The organism is Streptomyces geranii (assembly GCF_002954775.1).
GTDB classification, from domain to species: Bacteria; Actinomycetota; Actinomycetes; order Streptomycetales; family Streptomycetaceae; genus Streptomyces; species Streptomyces geranii.
The window spans coordinates 382,742-401,326 of sequence record NZ_PJME01000004.1 but is presented as its reverse complement, the minus strand read 5'-3'; the positions used below and the strand labels follow the sequence as shown (position 1 = coordinate 401,326).

Annotated in this window: 14 protein-coding genes; 6 read left to right on the top strand and 8 right to left on the bottom strand. The window is 71.6% G+C overall.

Annotation, left to right across the window (positions count from 1 at the left end; all coding sequences use genetic code 11):
* The first annotated feature begins 146 nt into the window (after window positions 1-146).
* The gene (locus tag CW359_RS08695) at window positions 147-611 is read left to right on the top strand and encodes a hypothetical protein (protein WP_157968512.1); all 465 of its coding nucleotides are present in this window, start codon (window positions 147-149) and stop codon (window positions 609-611) included.
* A 173-nt stretch (window positions 612-784) separates the two neighbouring features.
* Here the strand turns inward: CW359_RS08695 and CW359_RS08690 are convergent, their stop codons facing one another.
* From CW359_RS08690 to CW359_RS08670, 5 genes are all read right to left on the bottom strand, one after another.
* Window positions 785-1,618, bottom strand: coding sequence for a carbohydrate ABC transporter permease (locus CW359_RS08690; protein WP_198655134.1), 834 nt, complete (start codon window positions 1,616-1,618; stop codon window positions 785-787).
* Window positions 1,608-2,528: a carbohydrate ABC transporter permease gene (locus CW359_RS08685; protein WP_105969188.1), complete on the bottom strand. Its 921-nt coding sequence runs from the start codon at window positions 2,526-2,528 to the stop codon at window positions 1,608-1,610. The genes CW359_RS08690 and CW359_RS08685 overlap by 11 nt, the downstream gene beginning before the upstream one ends.
* Window positions 2,525-3,793, bottom strand: coding sequence for an ABC transporter substrate-binding protein (locus CW359_RS08680; protein WP_105969187.1), 1,269 nt, complete (start codon window positions 3,791-3,793; stop codon window positions 2,525-2,527). Before CW359_RS08680 ends, CW359_RS08685 begins: the two co-directional genes overlap by 4 nt.
* Before the next feature lie 97 nt (window positions 3,794-3,890).
* On the bottom strand, window positions 3,891-5,486 hold the full coding sequence (locus CW359_RS08675) for an FAD-dependent oxidoreductase (protein WP_105969186.1): 1,596 nt from the start codon (window positions 5,484-5,486) through the stop codon (window positions 3,891-3,893).
* Window positions 5,483-6,532 (bottom strand): LacI family DNA-binding transcriptional regulator, encoded by a 1,050-nt coding sequence (locus CW359_RS08670; protein WP_105969185.1) that lies wholly within the window; start codon window positions 6,530-6,532, stop codon window positions 5,483-5,485. The genes CW359_RS08675 and CW359_RS08670 overlap by 4 nt, the downstream gene beginning before the upstream one ends.
* Window positions 6,533-6,701: 169 nt before the next feature.
* Here CW359_RS08670 and CW359_RS08665 point away from each other — a divergent pair, with 169 nt between their 5' ends.
* Window positions 6,702-9,035 (top strand): hypothetical protein, encoded by a 2,334-nt coding sequence (locus CW359_RS08665; protein WP_105969184.1) that lies wholly within the window; start codon window positions 6,702-6,704, stop codon window positions 9,033-9,035.
* A gap of 53 nt (window positions 9,036-9,088) precedes the next feature.
* Complete coding sequence (locus tag CW359_RS08660; protein WP_105969183.1) at window positions 9,089-10,735, top strand: glycoside hydrolase family 13 protein; 1,647 nt, start codon at window positions 9,089-9,091, stop codon at window positions 10,733-10,735.
* 50 nt (window positions 10,736-10,785) lie between these two features.
* On the opposite strand, the gene CW359_RS08655 is transcribed toward CW359_RS08660, so the two are convergent.
* Window positions 10,786-11,730, bottom strand: a complete 945-nt coding sequence (locus CW359_RS08655; RefSeq protein WP_105969182.1) for a hypothetical protein — start codon at window positions 11,728-11,730, stop codon at window positions 10,786-10,788.
* Window positions 11,727-12,134 carry a hypothetical protein gene (locus CW359_RS08650; protein ID WP_105969181.1) on the bottom strand — a complete coding sequence of 136 codons (408 nt, stop codon included), beginning with the start codon at window positions 12,132-12,134 and terminating at the stop codon, window positions 11,727-11,729. Before CW359_RS08650 ends, CW359_RS08655 begins: the two co-directional genes overlap by 4 nt.
* Before the next feature lie 94 nt (window positions 12,135-12,228).
* On the opposite strand from CW359_RS08650, the gene CW359_RS08645 reads away from it, so the two are divergent.
* Window positions 12,229-16,293, top strand: a complete 4,065-nt coding sequence (locus CW359_RS08645) for a CHAT domain-containing protein (RefSeq protein ID WP_105969180.1) — start codon at window positions 12,229-12,231, stop codon at window positions 16,291-16,293.
* A 49-nt stretch (window positions 16,294-16,342) separates the two neighbouring features.
* Here the strand turns inward: CW359_RS08645 and CW359_RS08640 are convergent, their stop codons facing one another.
* Complete coding sequence (locus tag CW359_RS08640; RefSeq protein WP_105969179.1) at window positions 16,343-16,849, bottom strand: cupin domain-containing protein; 507 nt, start codon at window positions 16,847-16,849, stop codon at window positions 16,343-16,345.
* 138 nt (window positions 16,850-16,987) lie between these two features.
* Between CW359_RS08640 and CW359_RS08635 the strand changes: the two genes are divergently transcribed.
* Both CW359_RS08635 and CW359_RS08630 read left to right on the top strand, forming a co-directional pair.
* Entirely contained in the window at window positions 16,988-17,422 is a 435-nt protein-coding gene (locus tag CW359_RS08635) for an RrF2 family transcriptional regulator (RefSeq protein WP_105969178.1), read from the top strand.
* Window positions 17,419-18,351 (top strand): DsbA family oxidoreductase, encoded by a 933-nt coding sequence (locus CW359_RS08630; RefSeq protein WP_105969177.1) that lies wholly within the window; start codon window positions 17,419-17,421, stop codon window positions 18,349-18,351. Before CW359_RS08635 ends, CW359_RS08630 begins: the two co-directional genes overlap by 4 nt.
* Window positions 18,352-18,585 lie beyond the last annotated feature (234 nt).

Below are 18,585 nucleotides of genomic sequence, written 5' to 3'. Positions count from 1 at the left end.
GCCCCGGCTTTCAGGTCAAAGCGGGGATACAAACTCGTCATGGCTGTGCGGAGCGGCCCATTCCGCGCGGCCGTGGTGTCAGAGTTCGTGGGCGGTACCCGGATCGGGCACCGCTGGATGAACTATCTGACTCAAGGAGTTCGCTCGTGAGAAAGAGAGTCGTCACACTCCTCGCCACCGCCGTCATCGCCACCCTGACGCTCGGCAGCCAGGCAAGCGCGGCACCCTCGAACGACGCTCCAGCGACTGGCACCGGCAAGAAGTCGGTGCAGGTCATACAGGCAAACCAGACACGGTACGCGCCGTTCACCCTGAGCCGTGGCCAGTCGCTCAGCTCGAACACGGCACGGCTGGTCATGCAGACCGACGGCAACCTCGTCATCTACGACGAGTTCAACCGGGCCCGGTGGGCCTCGAACACCGTGGGCCGGGGCTGGTCGGCGACCCTTCAGGGCGACGGCAACTTCGTCGTCTACACGGCGTCCCTGACGGCGGTGTGGGCCTCCAACACGGCCGGTCATCCGGGCTCGCGCCTGGTCGTCCAGGACGACGGCAACGTTGTCGTGTACGACGGCAGCCAGGCCGTCTGGGCCTCGGGAACGAACCACTGAACCACCGTCGGTGGTCAGGAGCGCGGACGGTCCCGGTGTGATCGGTAACTGGTGGTAATCACATCCGGGTGGTGATCCCGTCCCCGCCCTCGGCACCGACTCGTGGCACCGCCGGCGGATCCGCCGCGTACGCACGGGCAGCGGGTCCGCCGGTCGCAGGGCGTAGGGGGTGTTCATTTGAGGCCCGAGTGGGACAGCCCCTCGATGAAGTGGCGCTGGGCCAGGACGAAGACGAGCAGCATCGGCAGGACCGTCAGGGTGGCGGCGGCGAGCTGGGTGTTCCACATCGGGCCGCCGTAGGAGTCGGCGAAGCGGGTCAGCGCCTGGGGCAGGGTGAACAGGTCCGGTGAGGTGAGGTACACCGTCGGTTCCAGGTAGAGGTTCCAGGAGGCCAGGAACGTCAGAATCGCCACCGCCGACAGGGCCGGCCGGGCCAGCGGCAGGCAGATCCGCCACCAGATCGCGGGGCGGCCGAGGCCGTCGAGGCGGGCGGCCTCCTCCAGTTCGACGGGGAGGGCGATGAAGAACTGCCGCATGATGAACGTCGCAAGGACGCACGGCCCGGCCAGTGCGGTCACCAGGATCAGCGGCCAGTGCGTGTTGATCATTCCGGCCGACTTGAACAGCTGGAACAGGGGCACGATGGTCACCTCGCTCGGTACCAGCATCCCGGTCAGCACCACCAGGAACAGGGCGTTCGCGCCGGGGAAGCGGATCCGGGCGAAGGCGTATCCGGCCAGGCTGGACACCAGCAGGGTGATCAGGGTGACCAGGACCGCGATGTAGACGCTGTTGAAGTACTGGCGGGCGAAGGGCTGGAAGGTGAACGCCTCGCGGTAGGCGGCCAGGGTCGGTGAGTCGGTCCACAGGGACGGCGGCGCCTGGAAGATCTCCGCCAGGGGTTTGACCGACGCGGCGACCATCCAGACCGTCGGTACGACGAAGGGGATCGCCAGCACGCTCAGCGCGATCACCAGCAGTACCGACCGGACTCTGTCAGTCCTCATAGAACACCCACTTACGGCGCAGCTGCCATTGCAGCAAGGTGAGCAGCATGACGAAGGACAGCAGCATCAGGGCCAGCGTCGAGCCGTAGCCGATGTCGTTGAACTCGAAGGCCTGCTGGAACACGTAGTAGACGAGGACGGTGGTCGACAGCCCCGGCCCGCCGCCCGTCAGGACGGCGATCTGGGCGAAGGACTGCAGTGCCCCGGCCACCGTCACGATGGCCGTCAGCAGCACCGTCGGGGAGATCATCGGCAGGGTGATCCGGGTGAAGACCGTCCGGCTGTTGGCGCCGTCGATGCGTGCGGCCTCGTACAGCTCTCTCGGTACGCCCTGGAGGGCGGCCAGGAACAGCACCATGTTGATGCCGACGCTGCGTACGACCTGGGTGAGGATCACCGACACCATCGCGGTGTCGCCCTTCTGGAGCCAGTTCGGTCCGTCGATGCCGATGGTGCCGAGCAGGCCGTTGATGCCGCCGTTGTCCTGGAGGAGGAAGCCCCAGACCAGGGTCCAGGCGACCACCGAGACGACCACCGGGGAGAAGAACAGCGTCCGGAACACCGTGACGCCGCGGAACCTCCGGTTGAGGAGGACGGCGATCAGCAGGCCGAGCGAGATGTTGACGATCACGACTCCGCCGGAGAAGAGCAGTGTCGCCAGGAGCACCTTGGGCAGTTGCGGGTCGTCGGCCAGGGCCGCGTAGTGCTCGCCGCCGACGAAGGTCTGCTTGCCGGTGAAGACGTTCCAGTCGTTGACGCTGTACCAGATCGCCATGCCGACCGGCAGCAGGACGAACACCGCGACCCCGACGAGCTGCGGAAGGATGAACAGATAGCCGGTCAGTACGTCCCGTCGGCGCGACGTCCAGAAGACCGGCCCGGCCGGTCCGGCGGCCCGTGTCCTGGTCACTTCGCCAGGATCGGATCGATCGCGGCGCAGACCGAGCGCAGGACGGCCGGGATGTCGGCGTCGGCACGCCACATCGCGTCGAGTGCCGTCTTGCCCTTCTGGGCGATCTCCGCCGGGCTGGTGTGGTTGGGCAGCGTGACCGCGTCCGGGAGCTGGTCGACCACCGCGTCCTGCAACTGCTCGGCGTTCAGGACCTTGTTGTTCGCGGCGAGCTTGTCCCCGGTCAGCAGGGACTTGCGGGGCGGCGGGAAGTACTGGGCCAGCTTGGCGGCGTTCTCCGGGTTGGTCAGGTAGGCGAGGAAGTCCGCCGCCTGCTTCGGGTGCTTGCTGGAGGCCAGTACGCCCATCCCGGCCTGACCGAGGACCGAGTACTTGCCCTTGGGGCCCGAAGGCAGCGGGTACAGACCGAACTTGAACGAGCCGGTCAGCAGCGAGGCGCGGGAGACCTGCGCGACGGTGAAGGCGGCGTCACCGGCGAAGAAGTCGGCGGTGGTGCCAGGACCCGGCATCGCCTGCGTCTTGAACGCCGCGTCGTGCAGGAACGTGAACGCCTGCTGCATCTCCGGGCTGTCGAAGGTGCACGTCTTGCCGTCCGCGCTCCACGCCGACGCACCCCAGCCGGTCCACACGGTGGCCAGTGTGTTCCACGCCTTGTAGTCGAAGTCGCGGACGACGAAACCGGCCTTGCCCGTCTTGGCGTGGACGGCCGCTCCGGCCGCCGCGACCTGGTCCCAGGTCAGATTCGCGGGATCGATCTTCTGTCCCGCCTTGGCCAGCAGATCGGTGTTCACGTACAGGGCGAACGGCGAGTTGGAGAACGGGTAGGCGTACAGCGTGCCGTCGTGGCTGAACTCGGAGGTCACACTGCCGAGCAGGTCGTCGTACTTCCAGCCCGGGGTGGCCTTGAACCTGTCGGTCAGCCCGAGGAGCGCGTCGGAGGCGATGAGGTCCCGGGACAGGTCGCCCATCCAGGCGAGGTCCGGGGCGTTGCCGCCGGCGATCTGGGTGGTGAGCGTCGTGTTGTAGTCGGCGAACGGGAGGCTCTCGAAGGTGATCTTCGAGACGTCGGGGTGGTCGGCCCGGTAGGCGGCAGCAATGCTGTCGAACAGCTTCAGCTGGTCCTTGTCCGAGGTCCAGACCGTCATCCGCAGCGCCGCCGGCTTGTCCGAGGTCTCGGCCGCCGACCCGCCGCAGGCCGCGCTCAGTGCGAGGACCGTCGTCAGGGCGACAGCGCTCAGCACCTTTCTGCTTCCGGTTCTGGTCATGGGTGGTCCTACCTTTCAAGGGTGGTTGCTCTGTACGGGAGTGCCGGTCCGGTCGTGTGCGGGTGCCGGTCTGGTCATGTCCGCGTGCCGGTCCGGCTCAGTAGCCGACGACCTCGGGCCAGTGGAGTTCGACGCCGGCCTCGGTCAGGCGGCGCTGGAGCTGCTCGACGAGTGCGGGTTCGGCGGCGACCTGCTGCGGGCTCAGTGCGCGGTCGAGGCAGAACGCGGCGAGTTCGCCCGCCGACTCGCCGATGTTCCACTCGACGGGGTGGAGCCGGTAGGCACCGTTGGTGATGTGGGTGGTGCCGATGTTCTTGGCGGCGGGTATCAGGTTCTGCGTCTGGACCGGGACCAGCGCGCCCAGCGGGATCTCGAACGGCGCCGACTCGACGTCGATGTAGTTGTCGCCGCCGGTGGAGGGGTGCAGGTCGATGCGGTACATCCCGACCCCGACCGAATCGTCGAAGCGGGCGGGCCCGTCGAACCCCCTGGCCTTCACCGAGATGTCCTGCTCCCGGACTGTCGTCAGCGCCTTGATCCGGCGGGACTCCCGGATGTACGGCGCCTGCGCGAACCCGTCGTCGGTGCCGACCAGGTCGCCGCGCAGCCGCAGCCCCGGCCAGCCTCGGCCGCCGTCGGGGCGCGGAGCCTCGGTCTGCAGCCAGTGGACGTAGGCCCGTGACTGCGCCTTCGCCGCCGCCAGATGCAGGTCCCGCTCGTCGGTGTCGATGATCGAGCCGCCCACGTAGTCCAGCTGCGGCCAGTTGGCGAGCACGATGTCACTGTCGTACAGGCCGTCGGCGAAGGTCTGCCGGGCGGCGATCCGGCGGAACTGCCACAGGTCCTGGTCACCGGCGTCGAAGCGGGGGTCGCCGGAGACGTCCTGGCCCGGGTTCACGATCATGGTGCGCTGCTCGGGCGCCAGGGTGCGCGGGTTGGGCGCGGTGAACGACAGCATCGGGGCGCCCCAGTAGGGCAGTTCGAAGGAGCGCCAGTCGTCGTAGTCGTCGGGGCGGGGGATCGTGTGGTCGCCGGGGGCGTGGTCGAAGACGAAGCACCAGGCGATCGACTGGACGTTGGCCGGGTCGGCGGTCTCGGGGGCGCTGGGCTCGCCGGTGTCGGAGCGGGCCTCGGCGCCGACGACGTACTCGGTGCCGGTCAGCGGCAGCAGGTCGCCGGTCTCGGTGCCGTCCAGGACGTACTCCGCGTTGATGACGGTCTGCGCGCCGGTGCGTGGATTCTCGACCGTGACCGTGCGGACCACGCCGTCCACAGCGTCGGCGGCGACCGGGACCGCCGGTTGCAGGACGGTCAGCCGGCCGCTCGACCGGTAGGGCGCGAGCAGGGCCTCGATCACCGCGAGCGCCACTCGTGGCTCGTGGCACAGTCGGCTCACCCGGCCGCGTCCCGGGTTGAGTTCGCGGTCCGCGCGGGCAGCGTCCGAGAGCGGGTAGTGGTCGCGGTAGTAGCGCCGGATGTTGTCGCGCAGGGTGCGGTAGCGGGCGGTCACGCCGAACTGCTCGACCCAGATGTGCTCGTCCGGGGGCACCGCCTGGGACGTCAACTGGCCGCCCAGCCAGAGGTGTTCCTCGGTCAGCACGACCCGGTGTCCGCGCTGGAGCAGGGCGAGAGCGGCTGCCACCGAGCCGAGTCCGCCGCCGATGACCGCCACCTCTGTGGTGACCCTGTTCATGACCGGCCCGCCGATCGGACGGCGATGGTGTCGCCCGTTTCGACCTCGGCGACCAGCAGCCGCTGGGTGTCGAGCCCGGCCCACTCCGCCGGGTCGGTGGTGATGAGCTGCTGGAGCAGTTCGAGTGCTTCGGCGGCGACCTGTTTGCGGGGCACGCGGAAGCCCGTCAGTGCCCGGCCGTCGTTGCGATGACCGCGTACCTCGCCGAAGGCGGCGACCGAGATCTCGCCGGGCACGTCCACCCCGGCTTCGACGAGCGCGAGGATGACGTCCTCGGTGAGGAAGGCGTCCTCGGCGATGATCAGCGTGGCCTCCGTGGCCCGGGCCAGCCGGGGCAGGTCGGCGACGCGCTCCTCCCCCACCAGCATGAACGACATCCGGCCCGCCGCCGAGGCCGCCTCGACCGCGCCGCGCCGGTCCCGCGCGGTGGCGGTGTCCCGGCCCCGGTGCACGTACAGGGCCTGACTGTGTCCGCTGTCCGCACCCAGGTCGATCAGGGCGTTCGCCGGGGTGACGTAGTCGACGCCGACGTACGGCACGGGCGCGGCCGTCTCGTCCCGGCGGCCGACCGCGACGAACGGGAACTGCTCGGCGACCAGGCGTTCCAGCTCGGAGCCGACCATCTGCTGGCCGAGCAGGACACAGCCGTCGGTGAGCCGGAGCCGGGTCTTGCGGTGGAACAGGCTGCGGGTGCCGTTCTCGACCGGCGAGGACGTGAAGAGCAGCAGGTCCCAGCCGATCTCCTCGGCCGCGCGTTCGATGCCGTTCAGCAGCGGGCCGTAGAAGTCGAGGCTCTCAGGGGAGAGGGCCGCCTCGTAGGTGAAGACGCCGATGATCTGGTTGTCCAGACCGGCCAGTCGGCGGGCCGCCGGATCGGCGACGTAGGTCGCCTCCTCAAGTGCCCGCTTGACCCGCGCCCGGGTCTCCTCCGGGATGCGCACGTTCGTGCCGTCGCGGTCGTTCAGCACCAGCGAGACGGTGGTCTGACTGACCCCCGCGATCTCGGCGATCTCGCGCTGGGTGACCCGGCGCGGCTTCGTTGGCATCGATCCTCCGTTGATAATGCGTAACTTCAGCGGACGTCGGTGACGTTAAACCGCCCGAAACAAAAGCGCAATACCCCTTGACCAACGGCCTGTGTCGTTGAGAACGTCCGTGTCACGCCGTTGAAGATAGGCATTATCAGAACGGTGTGTGGCCAGACAGGAGCAGACGATGACAACCTCACATGCCGAGGGCGCCCACCTCAGCCGTCGCGGTCTTCTCGGCGCGGCGCTCGCGGCCGGCGTCGTGCTGATCGCCGACCCCACCGCCGTGACCGCCCATGCGGCGGCCGGCGACGTCACCCTCACCGCGGGCGGGATCAGCCTGCTGGCGAGCGTCGGCGGACGGCTCGCGATCCGCGATGCGGCCGGTGTGACCCGTAGCGCCGGGTCGAAGTTCCAGATCAAGGACCAGCTCACCGGCATCCAGCTGTCGACCGGCGGCACGCCCGTGCTGTCCGCCCTGGCGGACGGGACACCGGCGATCCGGATGGACTACACCTTCGATGCAGCCGCCGGGACGGCCACCGTCACCGGCTGGTTCAGCGTCTCCACCGGGCACGCCCGACTGGAGTGGCGGATCACCGGCGCGGACACCCTACTGCCGGACGGCTTCCTGTTCAGCCGGGCGATCCAGGCGCCGACCGAGGCCGACGACTACATCGCGATCACCGAGTGGGTACGGGACTCCGGCGGCGGCATCCCGTACGAGGAGCCCGCCGGTGTCGCCCACACCTCGACCTGGGGCAGCCTGCACGGTCTGTTCCTGCTGGACCGCTCGCGCCAGGCCTGGACGAACTCGACCTGGATCCACGCCCCGGGTACAGCCGACCCGGCGGGCGGCTGGACCAGCCGGGCCGACTTCTTCTTCTCCGCGACCAGACCGTCGGCGACGGCCACCATCGGCCGGGGCGTCGAACTCGGCCTGGAGCTGACCACCGACAGCGACTTCAACCTGTACGACAGCCCGGGTGAGCCCATGCAGCTGACCGCCCTGGTCGCGAATGGCGGCGCGGCTCGTACGGCCGAACTGGAGCTGTCCGTAAGGGACTTCGACGGCACGCAGCTGGCCGCGACCACCGTGTCCGGCAGCATCGACGCGGCGGGCACCTGGCAGCACACCTTCACCGTGGCCGCGCCGACCGCCGGGATCGCGTTCGCCGAGGTCGTCGTACGGTCGGGGGACGACGAGGCGTTCGCCCGGACCAACCTCGCGACCCTGGAGCCGTTCACCTACCAGGCGGGCGCGGACAGCATGTTCGGGATCGCCAACTACCCCTGGCTGCAACGGCCGAGCGCCGACGCCCTGCTCGACCTCTGGCAGCGGGCCGGTATCTCGCTGGTCCGGATCGCCTACGACGGCGGCCCGGGTCTGCCGCCCTCGGCGTTCGACGCGCGGGGTATGCGCCACAACATCGAGCTGCAGCCGTCCCTCGACGCGACCGACACGGTCGCGGCGGCCTGGGCGGCCGACAAGCTGGCCGTGGCGCAGGGAGCAGGGGCCGGGTACTTCGAGGTCGGCAACGAGCTGAACCGGCCGTTCAACACCGGAACGGCCGCCCAGGCCTACCTGGACAAGGCGCTGCGCCCGGTCTTCGACCGACGGGCCGTGACCGGCGATACCGTCAAGCTGATGAACAACGGTCTCGCCGGGATGGACAAGCCCTGGGTGGAGAACTTCATCGCGGCCGGCGGCTGGGACCTGATCGACGCGTTCGCCTACCACCCCGGGCGCGGCAACTTCACCCCCGACTACATTCCGTCGGGCACCGACTGGAGCACCGGTTCGTCGGGCACGTACTGGAACTTCTACGGTGGGCTGAAGCAGCTCAAGGCGCTGATGGCGCAGCACGGCGAGAAGGAGATCTGGCTGACGGAGGCGTACGCGCCGACCAAGCCGAACAGTTGGTGGCACGACACCTACCGGCACGCCGCCGAGAACGTCCTGCTCACGCTGGCGCTGGCGAAGGCCGAGGGGGTCACCTGTGTGTGCTGGTACCAGTTCCACGACAGTGTGCTGGGCATGCCGCAGATCGCCGATCCGGACAACGTCGAGTACCACTACGGGCTGATGAACCGTGACCTGAGCCCGAAGCCGTCGCTCCTGGCGTACGCGACGGCGGCCCGAGCGCTCGACCAGGCCACGTTCCAGGGGCACTTGAGCTTCCCCGACCCGCAGACCTTCGGCCTGTGGTTCGACACGCCCGACGGTCCGGCGGTCGTCCTGTGGAACCGGGCCGACGGCTATCTGCTGAACACCTCCGGCACCCGCACCGACTGGCACTTCCCCGCCCCGGAGGTCTGGGCCGACCCCTGGCCGACCAAGACCGTCCTCAAAGCCACTGCGGGAAGTGCCGTGCGTGAGGTGGACGCCATCGGCCGCAGCCGCCAACTGGCGCCCGCCCAGGGCAAGGTGACCCTTACGCTCGACGGTGCTCCGCGGGTCTACTACGGGCTGACGCCGGTGGCCGGGCCCAGTGCCAACACCCTGGCGGGCTGCTGCTGACGGCAGCTCGCCGGACCGCCCCACTCCCCCGCCTCCAAGGAGCGATCAGCCGTATGTCCCTTCCCGACACCTCGCCGTGGTGGCGCAGCGCCGTCATCTACCAGGTCTACATCCGCAGTTTCGCCGACGGTGACGGCGACGGCGTCGGTGACATCGCCGGTATCCGCTCCCGGCTTCCGTATCTCAAGTCGCTCGGGGTGGACGCCATTTGGATCAACCCCTGGTACAAGTCGCCGATGGCCGACCACGGTTACGACGTGGCCGACTTCCGTGCGATCGACGGGCTGTTCGGCACGGTGGCGGAGGCCGAGGAGCTGATCGCGGAGGCGCATCGGCACGGGATCCGGGTCGTCCCCGATCTCGTGCCGAACCACACCTCCGATCAACACATCTGGTTCCAGCAGGCGTTGGCCGCCGGTCCCGGCAGTCCGGAGCGGGAGCGGTACGTCTTCCGGGCCGGCCGGGGTCCCGGCGGTTCGCTGCCGCCGAACAACTGGGTCTCCGAGTTCGGCGGCCCGGCGTGGACCCGGCTGCCCGACGGCGACTGGTATCTCCATCTGTTCGCCCCCGAACAGCCCGACCTCAACTGGCAACACCCGGATGTCCACGCCGAGTTCAAGGACATCCTGCGGTTCTGGTTCGCGCGGGGCGTGGACGGCTTCCGTATCGATGTCGCCCACGGACTCGTCAAGCACCCCGAACTCCCCGACGCGCCCGCCCGGTTGGACCCGGTGGACGGGGAGCCGCACCGGCACGTCGACCATCCGCACTGGGACCGTGACGAGGTGCACGACATCTACCGCGCCTGGCGCAAGGTCGCCGACGAGTTCGAGGGCGACCGGTGCTTCGTCGCCGAGGCGTGGGCGGACACTCCGGAGCGCCTGGCCGCCTACGTCCGCGCGGACGCCCTGCACACCGCGTTCAACTTCGACTATCTCAAGGCGAGTTGGGACCCGGATGACCTGCGCGGGGTCATCGACGCTTCCCTCGCCATGCTCGGCGCCGTCGGGGCACCCGCCACCTGGGTGCTCTCCAACCACGACGTCACGCGCCACCCCAGCCGCTACGGTCGCAGCAGCGCCGAAGGCTGGTCCGGCGGCGCGCGCTACACCCCCTGCGGCCCCCTCGACCTGGCCCTGGGCACGCGCCGCGCCCGCGCCGCCGCCCTTCTCACCCTCGCCCTCCCCGGCGGCGCCTACATCTATCAGGGCGAGGAACTCGGTCTCCCCGAGGTCGAGGATCTGCCCGAGGACGTCCTCCAGGACCCCATCTGGGAGCGTTCCGGACACACCGACGCCGGGCGGGACGGCTGCCGGGTGCCGATCCCGTGGTCCGGGCGGCAGCCGCCGTACGGCTTCAGTCCCGACGATGCCACCGGCTCGCCCTGGCTGCCCCAGCCCGCCGACTGGAGCGGGTTCACGGTCGAGGCGCAGACCGGTGAACCGGGCTCCATGCTGGAGCTGTACCGCGACGCCCTTCGGCTGCGTCGCGCCCATCCCGCCCTCGGCGACGGCACGTTGACCTGGCTGGACGCGCCGCCCGGCGTGCTGGCCTTCCGCCGCGAGCCGGGCTTCGTCTGCGTGGTCAACCTGTCCGCGACCCCGTACGCGCTCCCCGAGCACGCCTCCGTGCTCCTCGCCAGTGCCTCCGTCGAGGGTGGTGTGCTGGCGACGGACGCGGCGGTCTGGCTCGACGTCTAGCGGGCGGCGGCACGGGCTGCTTCTCTTCGGTCTGGCCTGTTTCCCGTCCCTCAGGCGGGGTCCTGTGGGGCGGGGTGGTCGTAGTGGCTGGTCGTGGGGGTGCCCTGGCGCCAGGCCGAGGAGAGTTCGCGGTTGAGGGCGCGTTCCGCCTCCGGGTCCGCCGGGAGCGGGAGGTGCAGGGCCGTCAGCAGGTCGAAGCGGTGCAGGTCGAAGGCCGTGCGGACGCACTCGCTGTAGGCGAGGGCCGCACGGACCGCGCCGGCGTAGGCGACCCGGGCGACGGCGAGCGGGAGCAGGGCCAGGCACGTCCACCAGCCCGCGGCCGGGAGGAGCAGCGCGGCGGAGGTGACGGCGGTGGCCGCCATCGTGACCGACAGACGGGCGGCCCCGTCGAGCGTGTTGCGCCGGTCGGTCACGACGATCAGGGTCGGCTCGCCGAGTACGGGGTACAGCCGTGGCCAGGCGACCACGGCATCGAGCCCGTACGGCTCGCCGGCCTGCCACTCCATGGCCGCCAGGACGTTGCCCAGCGCCGTGGGGCGGATCAGTTCCGCGGGCGGGAAGGCTCGGCGCAGCCGGGTGCCGGCGAGTCCGGCGGCCTGGATCTCGGCGTTCGAGGACTCGGCGCCGGTGTCCTCGGGCAGTTCTGCGCGGTCGGCGAGGCGTGCCCTGCGCCGCAGTTGGCGTACGCGTGCGGCCCGGGCGGCGGGCGCGGTCCAGCGTGGCCAGCCGCCTTCGAGGAGTCGTACGACGGCGAGTTGGAGGGGGTGGCCGAGGGCCGCGCCCAGGGTGACGGCGAGGGCCACCAGCAGGACTTCGCCCGTGCCCAGGTCGGCGGCCGTCCGCCAGGCGCGGTCGAACTCCGGGGCGCTGCCCGGCGCTCCGGCCCAGACCAGGGTCAGGACGAAGAGCGCCGCCGCGTAGGTGGGCAGGTGGTCGACCAGGAAGAACCGGGCGCCTTCGAGGCCCGGCCGGACGGCGGTGTCGAGTCTCACCGCTGGAGTTCCAGGTCGCCGTGGCCGTTCGGGCACCGTGGAGCGGAGCGGGTGTCGACGTGGACGCGGTTGAGGCGGACGTCGCAGGAGGGGCAGCGGTAGCGCAGGATCTCGTACCGCAGCGACTCGCCGGGCAGGGTCGCCCCGTCGCCGTCTCCCACCGAGCGCAGTACCGGTGAGCCGAGGCCGGTCAGGTAGGCGCGGGTGGTGATCCCCACGATCCGCCCGCCTACGCAGAGGACGACGTCCTCCAGGGTGCGGTCGGTCAGGAACAGGGACTCCAGGGCGTCCGCCGCGTCGTCGACCCGGTGGCCCGGCGGCAGGTCCAGGACCGGGATGCCGTCCGGGAGGGGCTCGGCGGGTCTCGACGCGTCGAGCAGGATGTCGAACTTCTCGTCGCTCATGACCCTTTGAGGTATCAAGCCGTCACGGTCCGCGTCCAGCCCCGTACATTGAGTGCGGGGTGTGCGGGGTGTCGCCGGGCGGGGGAGGCCTGTGATGGGGAAGCAGCGGACGGCCGCGCTGTGGGCGCGTATCGAGGCGTACGAGGCGGGCGACGACGAGGCGCTCACCTCACCGGAGGCGGTCGTCACGGCCGAGGCGCTGCGCGGCGGGCCCGGTGCCGAGGACGACGACTCCCTGGCCGCGCTGACGAAGTACCACTGGTACCGCTTCCACGCGGGCCTCGGTCCCGAGGAACTGGGCGCCGCCGTACGGGCGGGCGACCGGTTGCGCGAGCGTGCTCCCGACGCGCTGCCGGGGGCGCTGGGCGACGTACTCCTTCTCGTCGACGGGGCTGTCGCGGGCGAGGAGACGACCCTGGACTTCGACGACGACGGCGAGTGGCGTGACGGCTACATCCACCTCTTCTTCACCCTGGCCCAGGTGTGGTGGTTCGCCCATCTCGACGACGGGCCGGACGCGTCCGGCGTGTCGCACGACCGGGCCGTGGCGGCGATGGGCTTCGCCCGTGACCTGATGCAGGACGGCGACCGGATGCGGCCGTTGGCCACGGGGCTGCTCGGCCGGTACGTGTCGACGCGGGGTGCCCGCACGGGCGACCCGGACGATCTCGCGAACGCCCTCGCGCTGCTCCACGAGGCCCTCGGCTCCGGCGTGCCCGGCGACGAGTTCCGGGGGTCGCTGCACAGCTTCCTCGTCGAGGCGCTCGCCACCGCGGCCGTCGAGGACGACACCTCCGCCGCAGGCAGCGCATTCGCCCGGGCGGCCACCGCCGCGCTGCGTGAACTCGACCCGGACAGCGGCGACTTCGGGCACATCGCCGAGCTGTCCCGGAGTCTCACCGCCCGTCGGCTGAGCGTGGACCTGCCCGCGGACCGGGACATCGACGAGCGCGTCGACCACGCCCGCCTCGACGTGGCCGCCCATCCGGCGGCCGACCTGGAGCGCGCGTACGCCCTCTTCCTGCTCGGCAGCACGCTGCACGCCCGCGCGGGCGCCCGGCTGTCGGTCGAGGACAACTCCGAGGCGATCACGGCGCTGCGCGAGATGGCCGTACTCGTCGCGGACGCCGAACTGCCCGCGCAGCGCGCCCTGCCGCACACCCTCCTCAGTGTGCTCCTGGACCAGCGGCTCGGGTTCACCGGCGACACCGACGCCGCCGACGAGGCGGTCGCGGCGGCCCGGCACGCGGTCCAACTCGTGCCGCCGGGCGCGGAGTTGCGGGCGTACTGTCTGGAGAACCTCGGCTCCGCCCTGTCCCAGAGGTACGACGTGTCCGGCGCGGTCACCGATCTGGACGAGGCCATCGACGCGCTGACCGGCGCCGTCGACGAGGCGGGCGGCCCCACCGGCGGCAGCGGCGGCGCCGTCGAGGCGCGGACCCTGTCCGTGCTGGGTCTCAGTCACTACTACCGCTACGACAGGACGGGCGACGTCGCCGACCTCGAAGCGGGGGTCCGCTGGACACGCCGCGCCGTCGCCGTGACAACCCCCGACGATCCGGGGCGGCCCGACTGGCTGGGCAACCTCGCCACCGCCCTCCTCATGTGGCACCGGCACGCGGGCGCCCCCGAGGTGCTCGACGAGGCCGTGGCCCTGGTGCGGGAGGCGGCCTCGCTCACCCCGCCGGAGCACGGCGACCGGGAGCGGTCCCAGTCGAACCTCGGTGACGCCCTGCTGGAGCGCTACCAGCACACCGGCTCCCCGGACGATCTGCGGGAGGCCGTCGCCGCCGTCCGGGACGCGGCGTCCCGCTCGGTACCGGGCACGCCGGGCGCCGCCAAGGCGCGGACCATGCTGGGCAACATCCTGCTCCAGCGCTACGAACTCACCGGCGATCCGGCCGACCTCGACGAGGCGATCGAGGTGTCGGAACTGACGGACCGTACGGTCGGCTCAGGTCCGGTGACGGCCCGGGACCTCAACAACCTCGGTGTGCCGCTGCTGATCCGCTACGACCTGACCGGCTCGGGCACCGACCTCGACCGGGCGATCACCGCCTACCACGAGGCCCACGCGCTGGCCGCGCCGGGCAGCACCGAGGCGATCCGCGCCCTCCTCAACCTGGGCAACGCACTCGAGTACCGCTACCGCAGGAGCGGGCACGCCCCCGATCTCGACGAGGCCATCGGCTTCCTGGGCCGCGCGGCGGACACCGGGCCCGCCGCCGCCGAGCGGCCCATGGTGTTCATCAACCTCGCCAAGGCCCTCGTCGTGCGGTACGAACTCTCCGGCGCCGCCGACGACATCGACAGGTCGGCCGCCGCCATGGAACAGGCGCTCGCCGCGCTGCCCGCCGGTCATGCCCGGCGGCACCGCTATCTCTCGGCGTTCGGCGGCGTGCTGGCCCGGCGCGGCGCAGTCACCGCCTCGCTCGCCGACCTCGACGGCGCCGTGGCCCACGCGAGGGCGGCCGTCGAGGCGACACCGGAGTCGGACCCGCGCCGCAGCGCCCACTTCATCAACCTCGCGGGCGCCCTCGCCGCCCGCTCCCGGCACACGGGCGACACCCAGGACCGGGCCGACGCGGAGCGACTCCTGGGCACCGCCGCCGAGTCGGCCGTCTCCCCGGCCGCCGTGCGGGTCCAGGCCGCGCGCGAGGCGGGTGCGCTCGCCCTGGAGCGGGGGGACGCCGAGGCCGCGCTGGTCTTCCTCGAACAGGCCGTGCTGCTCATGCCGTTGCTGGCCTGGCGGGGCATTCCGCGCGCCGACCAGGAGCGCAGGCTCACCGAGCTGACCGGCGTCGCGTCCGTGGCCGCCGCCGCTGCCGTCGCCGTGGGCCGCCCCGAGCGGGCGGTCGAACTGCTGGAGCAGGGCAGGTCCGTCCTGTGGTCGCAGATCCTGGACACCCGGGAGGATCTCACCGCCCTGCGCGCCGTGCGCCCCGACCTCGTCGACCGGCTCACCGAGGTCCGCGCCGCGCTCGACGTACAGCTCGACCACGACTTCGCCGGGCTCGCTCCGGCCGGCGCGGGCGACCGTACCGCGTCGGCCCGGCAGTGGGACCGACTGGTCGCCGAGGTACGGTCGTTGCCCGGTTTCGAGGGCTTCCTGAAGCCCCGCTCGTTCGCGGAACTGTCGGTGGCGGCGGCCGAGGGGCCGGTGGTCGTCGTCAATCTGAGCGCGCTGCGCTGCGACGCCCTGGTGATCGGCGACGGCCGGGTGCGGGTCGTACCGCTGCCCGGTCTCGACCCGGAGCGGCTGGTGGAGCACCTCAACGACGTCTTCGACACCTTCGACGCGCCGCCGGTCGGCCTCGCGGCAGTCACGCGGGCCCATCTGACGGTCACCGGTCTGCTGGAGTGGCTGTGGACTGCGGTCACCGGCCCGGTGCTCGCGGCGGTCGGCCCGGTACGGCGCCTGTGGTGGTGCCCCACCGGCCTGCTGGCGTTCCTGCCGCTGCACGCGGCGCTCCGCCCGGGGACGGACGAGTCGGCCCTGGACCACGTCGTCTCCTCCTACACCCCCACCCTCCGCGACCTGATCACCGCCCGCGCCCGGCCCGAACCGCCGGACCCACGCGTCCTCGTCGTGGCCGTGCCCGAGACACCGGGGGCGCCCCGTCTCGCGGTGGAACCCGAAACGGACGCGCTACGGGGGCTGTTCGGGTCCCGCGCCACCGTCGTCACCGGTCCCCGGGCCACCCGTACCAGCGTCCTCGACGAACTGGGCCGTCACTCGTGGGTGCACTTCGCGTGCCACGGCCACCAGGACCTGGCCGACCCCTCCCGCAACGCCCTCCTGTTGGCCGACGAACCGCTGACGGTGCTGGATCTGGCCCGACTGCGGCCCGCCCGCGCCGAGTTGGCGTACCTCTCCGCGTGCCGGACGGCGGCCGGCGGGGCGGCCCTGCCCGACGAGGCGATCCATCTCGCCTCCTCGCTGCGGCTGGCCGGCTTCCGGCACGTCGTCGCCACCCTGTGGCCCATCTACGACGCGGTGGCACCCCAGGTCACGAAGGACGTGTACGAGGCGCTGGCCGCCGGGGACGGCACCTCGGGCACGGCGGAACTGCTGCACGCGGCGGTGCGCCGGCTCAGGAGCGCCGTGAACCGCCCTTCACCGGCCGTGTGGGCGCCGTACGTCCATATCGGCCCGTGAACCAGCCCGTGAATCGGCCCGCGAGCGGACCGGTCGGTGTGCGTGCGGGTCAGGCTTCCGCGGCCGGAAGGGCGTACAGCTGTGGCAGGTTGACCACGATCGCCTCCTGGGTGCTGCGGGCGATCACGACGACCGCCTCCGCCGCCGGGTCCGGGTTCTCCTCGCGGTGCGGGACGAACGGCGGGACGAAGATGTAGTCGCCCGGGGAGGTGCGCAGCCGGATCTCCTCCGGCCGCGGGCCCGAGTCGTCGACGAAGACGAACTCGGGGTGGCCGCTGACGATGTAGATGGCGGTCTCGGACTCGCCGTGGTGGTGGTCGGAGGAGGAGGTGGCGGGGGCGACGTGGGTCTGGCCCATCCACAGCTTCTCCGAGCCGACCGTCCGGCCGCTGACGGCGGCGAAGCGGCGCATGCCTCCGGTCTGGGCGGTGTCGCCGTCGAGCGCGTCGGCGCGGATGTGGTGCAGCCGGGTGCGCAAGGGGGTTCCCGGCGGTGTCGCGGTGTCGTGGAGATGCGGGTGGAAACCCTCGCCGGGGGTCGTCAACGGCTCGCTCATGGGTCGGACGCTAGAGCCGCCCCGAAAAGGATGTCAAGAGGTGTCCATTGCGGTTCACCTGCGGCAATGTTGCCGCAATGTTCGAGCGGGAGCCGCCGAGAGCCTCGCCTCGGGCCGCGCGTCGGGCATTATGTGCGCATGCATATCTCCGCGAAGGCGGACTACGCCACGCGGGCCCTTCTGGAGCTCGCCCGCGATCCTGCCCGCCCCCTCACGTGCGAGGCCATCGCCTCCTCGCAGCAGGTTCCGTTCCGTTTTCTGAAGTCCGTGGTCGGCGAACTGCGGAAGGCCGGTCTGGTGCGCAGCCAGCGCGGCTGCGAGGGCGGCTACTGGCTCGGCCGCCCCGCAGACGAGATCACGCTGCTGGACGTGGCGCGTGCCGTGGACGGTGAACTGATCACCCTGCGGGGCGAGTCACTGTCCGGACTGGACTATCCCGGTCCCGCCACCGGCCTGCCCGAGGTGTGGCGTCGTATCGAGGCGGAGGCCGCCGCGATCCTCGGCGGTACGACGCTGACCGCGCTGCTGCCGGACGGAGTGGCCGGGCGGTTGAGCCGGAAGGGAGCGGCGTGACGGCCGTACCGGACGAGGTGTCGGCGGACGAGGTGGAGGTGGTCGAGTACACCGACCCGCTGTGTCCGTGGTCCTGGGGCGCCGAGCCCGTGCTGCGCGGGCTGCGGGCCGCGCTGGCCGGCCGGGTGCGCTGGCGTCGCGTGTACTGCGTCCTGTTCGACGACCACGACGACGACCCGGCACCCGATCCGGCCGCCGAGACGGCCTGGTACGCCCGCTACGTCGAGGACATCAGCGGCCACACGCACGCGCCGCGAGCGGCCAACCTCCGCCGCGTGGCAGCGAGTTCATGGCCGTCCTCGCTCGTCGCCAAGGCCGCCGAGGCTCAGGGGGACGACGTGGCCGACCGGGTGCTGCGGCGGCTGCGGGAGACCGTCTTCGTCGTCGGCGAGCCCGCCGATACGGCCGACCTCGCGCTGTCCGCCGTACGCGGTGTGCCGGGGCTCGACCTGGCGCGGCTGGCGGTCGACGCCGCGTCGGACGCGGTACGCGATCGGGTGCGCGCCGATCACGCCGAGGCGCGTAGGCCGGTCGCCGAGGTGCTTTCCGTGCGTGCCGGGTCGCCGCATCCCGGCGCCGCCAAGGAGACCCCCGACGGCGGGCACCGGTACGCGTTGCCGACGGTGCTGGTGCGTTCGGCGGGCGGGGTGCGTGCGGTGCCCGGTTGGCGGTCGTACGGCGAATACGCCCGCGCCGTCGGCGAGTTGGCGCCCGGGGTCTCGGTCGCGCCGGTGGCGCCGCTCGATCCGGCGGCGGCGCTCGCGCGGTACCGGAGTCTCACCGAACCGGAGCGCGAGCTGCTGACGCGCGGTCCGTGGCCGCCCTCGGAGGCCGTGCGCGTCGAGACCGGGAACGGGCCTCTGTGGCTGCATCCCGAGGAGGCCGTGACACACCCGGCGACCCGGCGCGGTACTCCCGCCGCGCCCTGACAGGCCTCTGATCAGCGGTCACGGGGTGCGGCGCCGCCGTCCCGCCCAATGAGACACCAAAAGGTGTCCATTGACAGCCGCTCACGACCGGCCCCAGGATGTGCCCATGCTTACGACGCACCCCGGTGTGGTGTGCCGCTACGTGGACCTGCGGCGCACTTCCAGCGCTCTCTGTCGCTGACCGACAGCCGCCCACGGCCCACAGGCGCCTGACCGCTCCCGCCGGCACCGGCC

What these genes read in the sequence shown, in the direction of transcription:
- CW359_RS08635 (WP_105969178.1), top strand. Translation starts at nt 16,988, where the DNA reads ATGCATATCTCCGCGAAGGCGGACTACGCCACGCGGGCCCTTCTGGAG.
- CW359_RS08690 (WP_198655134.1), bottom strand. Translation starts at nt 1,618, where the DNA reads ATGAGGACTGACAGAGTCCGGTCGGTACTGCTGGTGATCGCGCTGAGC.
- CW359_RS08670 (WP_105969185.1), bottom strand. Translation starts at nt 6,532, where the DNA reads ATGCCAACGAAGCCGCGCCGGGTCACCCAGCGCGAGATCGCCGAGATC.
- CW359_RS08665 (WP_105969184.1), top strand. Translation starts at nt 6,702, where the DNA reads ATGACAACCTCACATGCCGAGGGCGCCCACCTCAGCCGTCGCGGTCTT.
- CW359_RS08645 (WP_105969180.1), top strand. Translation starts at nt 12,229, where the DNA reads ATGGGGAAGCAGCGGACGGCCGCGCTGTGGGCGCGTATCGAGGCGTAC.
- CW359_RS08640 (WP_105969179.1), bottom strand. Translation starts at nt 16,849, where the DNA reads ATGAGCGAGCCGTTGACGACCCCCGGCGAGGGTTTCCACCCGCATCTC.
- CW359_RS08675 (WP_105969186.1), bottom strand. Translation starts at nt 5,486, where the DNA reads ATGAACAGGGTCACCACAGAGGTGGCGGTCATCGGCGGCGGACTCGGC.
- CW359_RS08660 (WP_105969183.1), top strand. Translation starts at nt 9,089, where the DNA reads ATGTCCCTTCCCGACACCTCGCCGTGGTGGCGCAGCGCCGTCATCTAC.
- CW359_RS08680 (WP_105969187.1), bottom strand. Translation starts at nt 3,793, where the DNA reads ATGACCAGAACCGGAAGCAGAAAGGTGCTGAGCGCTGTCGCCCTGACG.
- CW359_RS08650 (WP_105969181.1), bottom strand. Translation starts at nt 12,134, where the DNA reads ATGAGCGACGAGAAGTTCGACATCCTGCTCGACGCGTCGAGACCCGCC.